An 11,549-nucleotide genomic window follows, 5' to 3' on the forward strand; every position below is an offset into this window, starting at 1 on the left:
CCGGAAGCACCGCAGATCCTGTGGGAGCGGGCTTGCCAGCGAATCGGCCGGCCCATCCGACATCGATGGTGACTGACCCGCCGCCCTCGCGAGCAGGCGGGCTCCCACAGGTTTCGGCGCTTAGACCGCTACGGCACGCGGCTCGCTGCGGCGCAGCGCACGGATCTTCAGCAGCGTGTCGGCGCAGGTTCTCGCCGCTTCCTGACCCTTGTGCACGAAATGCTCGAAGAAGAACTTCTGGTGCTCTTCGCCGGCATGGAAGTGGTGCGGGGTCAGGGACACCGAGAACACCGGCACTTCGGTTTCCAGCTGCACCTGCATCAGGCCGCTGACGACCGACTGGGCGACGAACTCGTGACGGTAGATCCCGCCGTCCACCACCAGGGCGGCCGCGACGATACCGGCATAACGACCGGTCTTGGCCAGCAGCTTGGCGTGCAGAGGCATTTCGAACGCGCCGCCGACCTCGAAGAAATCGATGTCCGATTCCTGGTAGCCCTGGGCGATCATTTCGGCGACGAAACCTTTACGGCTCTGGTCGACGATTTCCTTGTGCCAGCAGGCCTGGATGAACGCGACGCGCTCGCCCTGGGTGTGTTTGGCTTTGCTGTCGATTGCGGTGGGTTGCATGTTCTGACTCCTGTTTGTGTGAAAAACAGGGCGATATGAATCGAAAGGGATCAAGGGTACGCGCGCGCAAGCACGCAGACGGCCCTTTGGCGTCAATCCCGTTCTCTCTTCATCCGGACTGTGACCGTCGGCCCCGGAATCACACCGGGTCTGCTGACCTTGCCGTCGGACACGATCTGAACCGTGCCTGCCGCCAAGCGCTCGCGGGCTATGCGCGTTGCGCGCAATTACCGCCGGTGGGGAATTGCACCCCGCCCTGAGAACGTTGTGCCGCCCTTTGTCCGGCGGCGCAGCGTTTTTAACACAGTTCCTTTGGCGATGCATTGCGCCTTTGTGATGATTGCCATCGAATTTTTCGCTTCACGCGGCGACTTTTCCTTGCCCAAGGGTTGATTAATCCGCGCCATGCCCGCAGTAATTCCAAAACGAAAAGGGATTTCCCCTGCTGACTTGAGGCCAGGTTCATGAGCGTTATCGATCTTCGCAGCGACACCGTCACCCAACCGTCTCCCGCAATGCTTGAAGCGATGGCCCGCGCGGCCACCGGTGACGATGTGTATGGCGAGGATCCGACGGTCAACCGTCTGGAAGCCGAATTGGCAGAACGGCTGGGGTTTGCCGCCGCGCTGTTCGTGCCGACCGGCACCATGAGCAACCTGCTGGGCTTGATGGCCCATTGCGGGCGGGGCGACGAATACATCGTCGGCCAGCAGGCGCACACCTACAAGTACGAAGGCGGCGGTGCGGCGGTGCTCGGCTCGATCCAGCCGCAGCCGCTGGAGGTGCAGGCCGACGGTTCGCTGGATCTGGACCAGGTGGCCGCCGCGATCAAGCCCGATGACTTCCATTTCGCCCGCACGCGTCTGCTGGCCCTGGAAAACACCATGCAAGGCAAGGTGCTGCCGCTGGAATACCTGGCCCGGGCCCGAAGCTTCACCCAGGAGCACGGCCTGGCCCTGCACCTGGACGGCGCGCGCCTGTACAACGCGGCGGTCAAGCTGGGCGTCGATGCCCGGCAGATCACCCGGCATTTCGATTCGGTCTCGGTGTGCCTGTCCAAGGGCCTCGGCGCTCCGGTCGGCTCGGTGCTGTGCGGCTCGGCCGAGCTGATCGGCAAGGCCCGCCGGTTGCGCAAGATGGTCGGCGGCGGCATGCGCCAGGCCGGTCTGCTGGCGGCGGCGGGGCTGTACGCGCTGGAGCATAACGTCGAGCGCCTGGCGGACGACCACGCCAACGCCGAGTTGCTGGCCGAAGGGCTGCGCAATGCAGGGTTCAGCGTCGAGCCGGTGCAGACCAACATGGTCTACGTGCAGATGGGCGACCGTGCCCACGCCCTGAAGGCGTTTGCGGCGGAGCGCGGGATCCGGCTGAGCGCCGCCGCCCGGCTGCGGATGGTCACGCACATGGACGTCAATCGCTCGCAAATCGGGCAGGTGGTCGAGGCATTCGTCGCGTTTTCGCGCAAGTGACAGCGTTGGCGGCCCAATTGACTGCTTCTATCGTATAAACACGCTGTACCCCGCGCGCAGGGCCGATATAATGCGGCCCTTTGCCGTTGCTTCGTCTGTCGACGTTTTGCACAGGCCTTTGGCCGCAGCCTCCGTGGAAGAACCTAATGAAAAGCGCAGAAATCCGTGAAGCCTTCCTTCGCTTCTTCGAAGAGCAAGGCCACACCCGTGTAGCCTCCAGCTCTTTGATTCCGGGCAATGACCCAACCCTGCTGTTCACCAACGCAGGCATGAACCAGTTCAAGGACTGCTTCCTGGGCCAGGAAAAGCGCGCGTACACCCGCGCCGTCAGCAGCCAGAAATGCGTGCGCGCCGGCGGCAAGCACAACGACCTGGAAAACGTCGGTTACACCGCCCGTCACCACACCTTCTTCGAAATGCTGGGCAACTTCAGCTTCGGCGACTACTTCAAGCGCGACGCCATCACCTTCGCCTGGACGTTCCTGACGTCCGACAAGTGGCTGAACCTGCCGAAGGAAAAGCTGTGGGTGACCGTCTACGCCACCGACGACGAAGCCTACGATATCTGGACCAAGGAAGTCGGCGTGCCGGCCGAGCGCATGGTGCGCATCGGCGACAACAAGGGCGCGCCGTACGCCTCCGACAACTTCTGGACCATGGGCGACACCGGCCCGTGCGGTCCGTGCACCGAGATCTTCTACGACCACGGCGCCGACATCTGGGGCGGCCCGCCGGGCTCGCCGGAAGAGGACGGTGACCGCTACATCGAGATCTGGAACAACGTGTTCATGCAGTTCAACCGCACCGCCGACGGCGTGCTGCATCCGCTGCCGGCACCGTCGGTGGACACCGGCATGGGCCTTGAGCGGATCAGCGCCGTGCTGCAGCACGTGCACTCGAACTACGAGATCGACCTGTTCCAGAGCCTGCTGACCGCTTCGGCCAAGGCCATCGGCTGCACCAACGACGGCCAGGCTTCGCTGAAAGTGGTGGCCGACCACATCCGTTCCTGCGGCTTCCTGGTCGCCGACGGCGTGCTGCCTTCCAACGAAGGCCGCGGCTACGTGCTGCGCCGGATCATCCGTCGCGCCTGCCGCCACGGCAACAAGCTGGGCGCCAAGGGCAGCTTTTTCTACCAGATCGTCGCCGCGCTGGTGGCCGAGATGGGCGAAGCCTTCCCTGAACTCAAGTCCCAGCAGGCGCACATCGAGCGCGTGCTCAAGGCCGAGGAAGAGCAGTTCGCCAAGACCCTGGAGCAGGGCCTGAAGATCCTCGAGCAGGACCTGTCCGAGCTCAAGGGCGAAGTCGTGCCGGGCGACGTGGTGTTCAAGCTCTACGACACCTACGGGTTCCCGATGGACCTGACCGCGGACATCGCCCGCGAGCGCAGCCTGACCATCGACGAAGCCGGCTTCGAGCGCGAAATGGAAGCCCAGCGTGAGCGCGCCCGTTCCGCCAGCTCGTTCGGCCTGGACTACAACAGCCTGGTCAAGGTCGACGTCGACACCGAATTCACCGGCTACCACGCCACCAGCGGTTCGGCGAAAGTCGTCGCGCTCTATAAAGACGGCCAGTCCGTGGACGTCTTGAGTGAAGGGCAGGAAGGCGTGATCGTGCTGAACCAGACCCCGTTCTATGCGGAGTCCGGCGGCCAGGTCGGCGACTGCGGCTACATTCAGGCCGGCAACAGCCGTTTCGACGTGCGCGACACCACCAAGACCGGCGGCGCGTTCCTGCACCACGGCGTGCTGGCCTCGGGCAGCCTGATCGTCGGCGCACCGGTGGAGACCCACGTCGAAGCCGACGTGCGCCACGCCACCTCGCTGAACCACTCGGCCACCCACCTGCTGCACGCGGCATTGCGCAAGGTGCTGGGCGACCACGTCCAGCAGAAGGGCTCGCTGGTGGACAGTCAGCGCCTGCGTTTCGACTTCAGCCACTTCGAGGCGATCAAGCCTGAACAGCTCAAGGCGCTGGAAGACATCGTCAACGCCGAGATCCGCAAGAACTCGGCGGTCGAGACCGAAGAGACCGACATCGACACCGCCAAGAAGAAAGGCGCAATGGCGCTGTTCGGCGAGAAGTACGGCGACAGCGTGCGCGTGCTGAGCATGGGCGGCGACTTCTCCGTTGAGCTGTGCGGCGGCATCCATGCCAACCGCACCGGCGACATCGGCCTGCTGAAGATCATCAGCGAAGGCGGTGTGGCCTCCGGCGTGCGCCGCATCGAAGCGGTGACCGGCGCTGCGGCGCTGGCCTACCTGAACGCGGCCGAAGAGCAACTCAAGGAAGCGGCCAGCCTGGTCAAGGGCAGCCGCGACAACCTGATCGACAAGCTGTCGGCTGTGCTGGAGCGCAACCGCCTGCTGGAGAAGCAGCTCGAGCAGCTGCAGGCCAAGGCCGCCAGCGCCGCCGGCGACGATCTGTCGGCCCAGGCTGCGGACGTCAAGGGCGTGAAGGTGCTGGCTGCGCGTCTGGACGGTCAGGACGGCAAGGCGCTGCTGGCGCTGGTCGATCAGCTGAAGAACAAACTCGGCCGCGCAGTGATCCTGCTCGGCAGTGTCCATGAGGAAAAGGTCGTACTGGTCGCTGGCGTGACCAAGGACCTGACTGGCCAACTCAAAGCCGGTGATTTGATGAAACAGGCTGCTGCGGCAGTGGGCGGGAAGGGCGGCGGTCGCCCGGACATGGCGCAGGGCGGCGGTACAGACGCCGGCGCACTGGACAGCGCATTGGCGCTGACCGTTCCGTTCGTCGAGCAGGGTTTATAAGACGCGCCGCCGGGCCCGCAGTCTAGTGGCGGGCCCGATGGCCGTTCGAGTGATTATTGGGCGCCCTTCATGGGCAGAGGCGGCTTTGAAATGGCTTTGATCGTACAGAAATTTGGAGGCACCTCGGTCGGCAGCGTCGAGAGAATCGAGCAGGTCGCCGACAAGGTTAAGAAATTCCGCGATGCCGGCGATGACCTGGTGGTTGTGCTGTCTGCAATGAGCGGCGAAACCAACCGTCTGATCGATCTGGCCAAGCAAATCAGTGGCGACGACCAGCCGGTTCCCCGTGAACTGGACGTGATCGTCTCCACCGGTGAGCAGGTCACGATCGCCCTGTTGGCCATGGCGCTGATCAAGCGCGGTGTGCCGGCGGTGTCGTACACCGGCAACCAGGTGCGGATCCTGACGGACAGCGCGCACAACAAGGCGCGCATCCTGCAGATCGACGACCAGAAGATCCGCGGCGACCTGAAGGCCGGCCGCGTCGTCGTCGTCGCCGGTTTCCAGGGCGTCGACGAACACGGCAACATCACCACCCTGGGCCGTGGCGGTTCCGACACCACCGGCGTGGCGCTGGCCGCCGCGCTCAAGGCTGACGAATGCCAGATCTACACTGACGTCGACGGTGTCTACACCACTGACCCGCGTGTGGTGTCCGTGGCTCAGCGCCTGGACAAGATCACCTTCGAGGAGATGCTGGAAATGGCCAGCCTCGGCTCCAAGGTGCTGCAGATCCGTGCGGTGGAGTTCGCCGGCAAGTACAACGTCCCGCTGCGCGTACTGCACAGCTTCAAGGAGGGTCCGGGCACCCTCATTACCATTGATGAAGAGGAAACCATGGAACAGCCGATCATTTCCGGCATCGCCTTCAACCGCGATGAAGCCAAGCTGACCATCCGTGGCGTGCCAGACACCCCGGGCGTGGCGTTCAAGATTCTCGGCCCGATCAGTGCCGCGAACATCGAAGTCGACATGATCGTGCAGAACGTCGCGCACGATAACACCACCGACTTCACCTTCACCGTGCACCGCAACGACTACCAGTCCGCGCAGACTGTGCTGGAAAACACCGCCCGCGAGATCGGTGCCCGTGAGGTCGTCGGCGACACCAAGATCGCCAAGGTCTCGATCGTCGGCGTCGGCATGCGTTCCCACGCAGGCGTTGCCAGCCGCATGTTCGAATCCCTGGCCAAGGAAAGCATCAACATCCAGATGATCTCGACCTCGGAAATCAAGGTGTCCGTGGTGATCGAAGAGAAGTACCTGGAACTGGCCGTGCGCGCCCTGCACACGGCTTTCGAACTGGACGCTCCAGCCCGCCAGGGCGAGTGACGCGTCACCTGAAGGGCGCGGTCTGACCGCGCCCTTTATTTTTTGAATGGCGCAGACGGGAAACTGTTCTTTTGCTTGCGCTGGTCAATACTCAGGCATGTAGGGCTACGATCGCTCCGGTTGTAGGTCGGGTGCCTTTTTTTTGCAGACTGTTGTCCCTGAACTGAAATGCGTGAGGAGAAAGGTATGCTGATTCTGACTCGTCGGTGCGCAGAAAGCCTGATTATCGGTGATGGCGAAATCACCGTGACCGTGCTCGGCGTCAAAGGAAATCAAGTGCGCATCGGCGTCAACGCCCCCAAAGAGGTGGCCGTGCACCGTGAGGAAATTTACCTGCGTATCAAGAAAGAGAAGGACGAAGAACCAACCCATTAATTTTTATCGATTTTTATGTTTGCAAACGGGGAAGAAGCTGGTTAATATACGCCCCGTGTTGCGGAGAGCTGGCCGAGTGGCCGAAGGCGCTCCCCTGCTAAGGGAGTACACCTCACAAGGGTGTCGGGGGTTCGAATCCCCCGTTCTCCGCCATTATTTTCGTAGTTCGTTGTAATCTGGCTTTTTCGGTAAGTTGTTGAAATTACTAGAAAAAGTGCTTTACAAAAAGATTCAACGGTCTATAATGCGCGGCAACAAATGCACTCGTAGCTCAGCTGGATAGAGTACCCGGCTACGAACCGGGCGGTCACAGGTTCGAATCCTGTCGAGTGCACCATTTAAGAGTTGTTTATAGCGATATAGGCGACTCGGCTTCAACCAGTTGTGGTCTGGTCTAAAAACACAAAATGCACTCGTAGCTCAGCTGGATAGAGTACTCGGCTACGAACCGAGCGGTCACAGGTTCGAATCCTGTCGAGTGCACCATACACCAAAAAGCCCGCGTTTAACGCGGGCTTTTTGCTGTCCGGGATTTGGCTTTTCCCGTCACGCATCCTTTCTCGTCAAAATCCACCTGCGCACTGCGGCCCCGTTTGAGGTCGTAGCGATAGGTCATGGATGAGTTGCGCTGGGTGATCTTGTCCGGTTTGCCCAGGGCGCTCTCGACATCCAGCGGGTTCATGCCGGTGATGACTCTACGGTTGATGATCGCTTCACGCCTCTGCCTGGCGTCGATCAGGTTGCCGCAGGGGTCTTGTGCGCGGCCGATGATGGCCGGCTCGCGCCTTTTGCCTGGGTGGCCGGCGGTTTCTTCATGACGGGCTTCCGGCAGCAGGGGTACGACCGACCCCGGTGCGTAGGGGCTTACTTCGTGTCGTGAAAGGCGTTCGCCATTTGTGCAGCTCAAGGTGGTGAAGGTGATGCGCCCGTCTTCGGCCTCGCAGCGATGGACGGTGGTCGCCCCGGCGGCGGGCGGCAGGCAGAGCAGGGTGGTCAAAACGATCGGGGTTGGTTTCAAGGGCATCGGGCGTCCTCCGTGACGGGCAATGTCCAAGGGTAGCCGCTGCTTTTTCCGTTGCCGGTGTGTTTTCTTTTCAGGATGAGTCGTCGCAGTTCCATGGATCAGGGCGGCGCTGAGCTTTGTCTCGCAAGCGCTTGTTTCAGCCATGATTTTTTAACGTTTTAAACCGTCAAGCGGTGTATCATTGCGCCCGTCAGCCCCGCCGGGGCTTATGGAAAACCTCCATGGACTTACCCAGTAGTTGTTCAGTAGCCCGTTTCACCAATCAAGAATTGACTGATTGATCCTTCCGGCGTGCCCCGCTGCTGGGAGTGGAGTTCGCCTATGTCTGAAGTTGAAGTAAAGAAAACACAGGAAAGCCTGCAGGATCGCCTGGCTCAGGTCGTTGAGCTGCTGCAGCGCCAGAAGGTCGTCGAAGACCTGACCCATCGCCAGGAAGGCGCTCATCACGACCGGGTCGAGAACCTGGTTCACCGGCAAAACCTGGTCGAGCTGCAGCGCAAGCTCGATGACCTGCACTCCGCCGACGTCGCCTACATCCTCGAAGCCTTGCCGCTGGACGACCGTCTGACGCTCTGGCAACTGGTCAAGGCTGACCGCGACGGCGACATCCTTCTTGAAGTGTCCGATTCCGTCCGTGAGTCGCTGATCGCCGACATGGACGATCACGAGCTCCTGGCCGCCGCCAAGGAGCTGGACGCCGACGAGCTCGCCGACCTGGCCTCTGAGTTGCCGCGGGACGTCGTCCACGAGCTGATGGAGTCCCTCGACAACCAGCAGCGCGAGCGTGTGCGTTCGGCCCTGTCCTATGACGAGGAGCAGGTCGGTGCGCTGATGGACTTCGAGATGGTGACCATCCGTGAGGATGTCAGCCTGGAAGTGGTGCTGCGTTACCTGCGTCGTCTCAAGGAGCTGCCGGGCCATACCGACAAGCTGTTCGTGGTCGACTACGACGGCGTGCTCAAGGGCGTGCTGCCTATCAAGCGTCTGCTGGTCAACGATCCTGAGAAGCAGGTTGCCGAAGTCATGGCCAGCGATCCGGTGAGTTTCCACCCGGACGAGGACGCCTACGACGCAGCACAGGCGTTCGAACGGTACGACCTGGTCTCTGCCCCGGTGGTGGACAAGAACGACAAGCTGATCGGCCGTCTGACCATCGACGAAATGGTGGACCTGATCCGTGAGGAAAGCGAAAGCGAAGTCCTCAACATGGCGGGTCTGCGCGAAGAGGAAGACATCTTCGCTTCGGTCTGGAAGTCCTTGCGCAACCGCTGGGCTTGGCTGGCGATCAACCTGATCACGGCGTTCGTCGCCTCGCGGGTGATCGGCCTGTTCGAAGGCTCGATCGAGAAGTTGGTGGCGCTCGCGGCGCTGATGCCGATCGTGGCGGGCATCGGCGGCAACTCAGGCAACCAGACCATCACCATGATCGTCCGGGCCATGGCGCTCGATCAGGTCAGCACCGGCAACACCTCGCGCCTGATGCGCAAGGAGCTGGCGGTCGCCCTGATCAACGGTTTGATCTGGGGCGGCGTGATCGGTGTGGTCGCTTACCTGCTGTACCACAGCTGGTCGCTCGGAGTGGTGATGACGGCGGCCATGACCCTGAACCTGCTGCTGGCGGCGTTGATGGGGGTGCTGATCCCGATGACGCTGGCGAAGATGGGGCGTGACCCGGCCATGGGCTCCAGCGTGATGATCACCGCGATGACCGACAGCGGCGGTTTCTTCATCTTCCTGGGGTTGGCGACGATCTTCCTGCTCTGACCGCACCTGAAAAGCCCGCCCATCGGCGGGCTTTTTGTTGCCTGCAAAAAAGCGCTTGGCCGAATGCCGGGCAAAAAAAAGCCAGCATGCAGGCTGGCTTGAGATGTTCTGTGCGGCTCAGGACGCGTCGGCGGCCATTTCGGCGTCGTGGGCGATCAGCGACACCAGGGCGTTCTGCTGGCGGTGGGAGAGCTGACGGAAGCGTTGCAGCAGTTCGCGTTCGTGCAGCGACAGCTCGGGGCTGTCCAGGCGCATGCTCAACTCTTCGCCCAGTGCGCCTTCCTGAATGAGGCTCTGCTCAAGACGGGCAATGATCTCTGAGTTCATGCTGCGGTGATGATTGCGAGCCACCTCGGCGATGCGTTCACGCATTCCGTCTGGCAGGCGTACGACGAACTTGTCAGCCGTGCGGCTGGAATAAATTGCCTGTTTCAATGGGCGCATATAGTTAACCGGTTAGTTCAGGGGAGCGGTTCTCGGAATTGGCCGCAGGATGAGTGGTAGGACAAGCACCCTCGCCAAATGGTTCAACCTGAATTGTTAAGAGGCCCGCATCATGCCTCAAAATTGCCAGATCCTTGGCGTCAATTCTGTGACAAATATTGATCTGGGTAAAGGCGTAATGCCAGCACCAATTATCAGAAATGCGGACTGGTTTGAAAAGATCGCCCAGTGCGCATCGCCGACCGCATCCCGATGCACGAGAACGGGTGCCCGACGGCGCCAGAACGTGCATGCTATGTGGCTTCGATCCTTCTTCCCTACCTTTTAAAGGATAGTGGCAAATGGCCGATTTTCTAGGGCGCAACCGTTGCCGGAGGGCATTTTCAGGATGGACGGCAGGCTGATTTACCTGATGGGGCCGTCCGGTTCGGGCAAGGACAGCCTGATCGACGCTGCGCGCGAACCGCTCAGGGCGCTCGGCTGCGAAGTGGTGCGGCGGGTGATCACCCGGTCGGCGGAGTCGGTGGGCGAAGAGGCGGTCGGCGTGACGCCGCAGGAGTTCGAGCGACGCCGCAGCGCCGGCGATTTCGCGCTGTCATGGCAGGCCAACGGCCTTAGCTACGGCATTCCGGTGCAGATCGATCAATGGCTGCAGTCCGGGCGGCATGTGCTGGTCAACGGCTCGCGCGGACACTTGGCCGAGGCGTTCGAGCGCTATCCGACGCTGTTGCCGGTGCTGTTGACGGTGCGGGATGACGTGCTGCGCGAGCGCTTGCTCAGGCGGGGGCGGGAAACCCTGGCGCAGATCGATGCGCGGCTGGCGCGCAATGCGTTGTTCGTGGCGGGCGATGCGGTCGGCGAGGCGCCGATCCATCGGCTCGACAATTCGGGGGCTTTGGCGGACACCGTCGCCCGCTTGCTGGCGTGGGTGAAGCTCAGCGCAGCACCGGGTCGAACTTGATCTTGCGGCCGGCCACCAGCGCCAGCACGAACAGGACGGCGAATGCGCCGCAGCCGATCAACGGCAGGGAAATCTCCGTCTCTTCGAAGAGCGAAAGGTGAGCGATGCCGCTGAGCAGGGCGAGGATCAACAATCCCAAGGCCGATCTGGACATGCAGTCCTCCTGAAAAAAGTTAGAACGCCAGGCGCTCGGTCGATTGCGCCGGCAATGCGTGCCCTGGCTCGTTGACCTCCTGCGGCGCGAAGACTTGGCGGTCGCTCAGCACCGCCCATTGCGGCGCTTTCTGCACCATCAGGTAGTGCGGCAGGCGTTGGGCCACCGAGGCGTCTTCCCGTGGCGCAAAATGAAACCCCACCAGAACCGCGAGGGCGATCGCATTGGCGAGCAAGAGAGCGCTGTTCATGGGCTGATCTCCGTTTGTTCTTTGGGAACAAGCGAAGCAGCCGGCGTGCCAATAGTCTAACCGCTGTGAAGTCCTTTAAAAACAAGCATTTGAAAGGGTCTTTCGCAGGGGTTGACGTGCATTTCGCAAGGGTGGCCTTTTAATGGGATGCAAAATGCACGACGAAAGCTCCCGCGACATTGCAGGGTGCCTGCCTACGCTCAAAAAGCCCTACGGATGACATGACAAACAGGGGCATGGCCGTTAACATGCACGCCGTCCGTCACAACGGCAACCGCGTGTCCCAGTAGCTCAATTGGATAGAGCATCCCCCTCCTAAGGGGAAGGTTGGCAGTTCGAACCTGCCCTGGGACACCATCCTTTCGAAAGCCCCGT

The 11,549-nt window shown here is 61.8% G+C and carries 11 protein-coding genes, 4 tRNA genes and 1 riboswitch; of the genes, 10 read left to right on the plus strand and 5 right to left on the minus strand.

Features of this window, described 5'->3' with window-relative positions; genetic code table 11:
• Positions 1–120: 120 nt before the first annotated feature.
• Positions 121–630, minus strand: coding sequence for a 6,7-dimethyl-8-ribityllumazine synthase (locus CAG29_RS05405; RefSeq protein WP_085578228.1), 510 nt, complete (start codon positions 628–630; stop codon positions 121–123).
• A 96-nt stretch (positions 631–726) separates the two neighbouring features.
• Positions 727–898: riboswitch (FMN riboswitch) on the minus strand.
• Between the two features lie 196 nt (positions 899–1,094).
• Between CAG29_RS05405 and ltaE the strand changes: the two genes are divergently transcribed.
• From ltaE to CAG29_RS05440, 7 genes are all read left to right on the plus strand, one after another.
• A complete protein-coding gene (gene ltaE, locus CAG29_RS05410; RefSeq protein WP_085578227.1) occupies positions 1,095–2,099 on the plus strand; it encodes a low-specificity L-threonine aldolase in 1,005 nt (334 codons plus the stop codon).
• A 146-nt stretch (positions 2,100–2,245) separates the two neighbouring features.
• Positions 2,246–4,870, plus strand: a complete 2,625-nt coding sequence (gene alaS, locus CAG29_RS05415) for an alanine--tRNA ligase (protein WP_085629617.1) — start codon at positions 2,246–2,248, stop codon at positions 4,868–4,870.
• Between the two features lie 90 nt (positions 4,871–4,960).
• The gene (locus tag CAG29_RS05420) at positions 4,961–6,202 is read left to right on the plus strand and encodes an aspartate kinase (RefSeq protein WP_085578225.1); all 1,242 of its coding nucleotides are present in this window, start codon (positions 4,961–4,963) and stop codon (positions 6,200–6,202) included.
• A 186-nt stretch (positions 6,203–6,388) separates the two neighbouring features.
• Positions 6,389–6,577 carry a carbon storage regulator CsrA gene (gene csrA / locus CAG29_RS05425; RefSeq protein WP_010226667.1) on the plus strand — a complete coding sequence of 63 codons (189 nt, stop codon included), beginning with the start codon at positions 6,389–6,391 and terminating at the stop codon, positions 6,575–6,577.
• Between the two features lie 62 nt (positions 6,578–6,639).
• Positions 6,640–6,730 (plus strand) — tRNA-Ser (locus CAG29_RS05430).
• Between the two features lie 107 nt (positions 6,731–6,837).
• Positions 6,838–6,914, plus strand: a tRNA-Arg gene (locus CAG29_RS05435).
• Between the two features lie 72 nt (positions 6,915–6,986).
• A tRNA-Arg gene (locus tag CAG29_RS05440) sits at positions 6,987–7,063 on the plus strand.
• Between the two features lie 19 nt (positions 7,064–7,082).
• On the opposite strand, the gene CAG29_RS05445 is transcribed toward CAG29_RS05440, so the two are convergent.
• Positions 7,083–7,601 (minus strand): DUF4124 domain-containing protein, encoded by a 519-nt coding sequence (locus CAG29_RS05445; RefSeq protein WP_085578224.1) that lies wholly within the window; start codon positions 7,599–7,601, stop codon positions 7,083–7,085.
• A gap of 321 nt (positions 7,602–7,922) precedes the next feature.
• On the opposite strand from CAG29_RS05445, the gene mgtE reads away from it, so the two are divergent.
• Positions 7,923–9,365, plus strand: coding sequence for a magnesium transporter (gene mgtE, locus CAG29_RS05450; RefSeq protein WP_085578223.1), 1,443 nt, complete (start codon positions 7,923–7,925; stop codon positions 9,363–9,365).
• Positions 9,366–9,482: 117 nt separating this feature from the next.
• On the opposite strand, the gene CAG29_RS05455 is transcribed toward mgtE, so the two are convergent.
• Positions 9,483–9,809 (minus strand): Arc family DNA-binding protein, encoded by a 327-nt coding sequence (locus tag CAG29_RS05455; RefSeq protein ID WP_003178899.1) that lies wholly within the window; start codon positions 9,807–9,809, stop codon positions 9,483–9,485.
• A 388-nt stretch (positions 9,810–10,197) separates the two neighbouring features.
• On the opposite strand from CAG29_RS05455, the gene phnN reads away from it, so the two are divergent.
• Complete coding sequence (gene phnN / locus CAG29_RS05465) at positions 10,198–10,770, plus strand: phosphonate metabolism protein/1,5-bisphosphokinase (PRPP-forming) PhnN (protein ID WP_085578221.1); 573 nt, start codon at positions 10,198–10,200, stop codon at positions 10,768–10,770.
• Here phnN and CAG29_RS05470 read toward each other — a convergent pair.
• Both CAG29_RS05470 and CAG29_RS05475 read right to left on the minus strand, forming a co-directional pair.
• Positions 10,745–10,924 (minus strand): PA3371 family protein, encoded by a 180-nt coding sequence (locus tag CAG29_RS05470; RefSeq protein WP_085578220.1) that lies wholly within the window; start codon positions 10,922–10,924, stop codon positions 10,745–10,747. The two genes, phnN and CAG29_RS05470, sit on opposite strands and share 26 nt — an antisense overlap.
• A gap of 19 nt (positions 10,925–10,943) precedes the next feature.
• Positions 10,944–11,174: a hypothetical protein gene (locus CAG29_RS05475; protein WP_085629621.1), complete on the minus strand. Its 231-nt coding sequence runs from the start codon at positions 11,172–11,174 to the stop codon at positions 10,944–10,946.
• A gap of 280 nt (positions 11,175–11,454) precedes the next feature.
• Between CAG29_RS05475 and CAG29_RS05480 the strand changes: the two genes are divergently transcribed.
• A tRNA-Arg gene (locus tag CAG29_RS05480) sits at positions 11,455–11,531 on the plus strand.
• Positions 11,532–11,549 lie beyond the last annotated feature (18 nt).

The sequence above is a fragment of the Pseudomonas sp. B7(2017) genome (assembly GCF_002112745.1).
GTDB classification, from domain to species: Bacteria; Pseudomonadota; Gammaproteobacteria; order Pseudomonadales; family Pseudomonadaceae; genus Aquipseudomonas; species Aquipseudomonas ekonensis.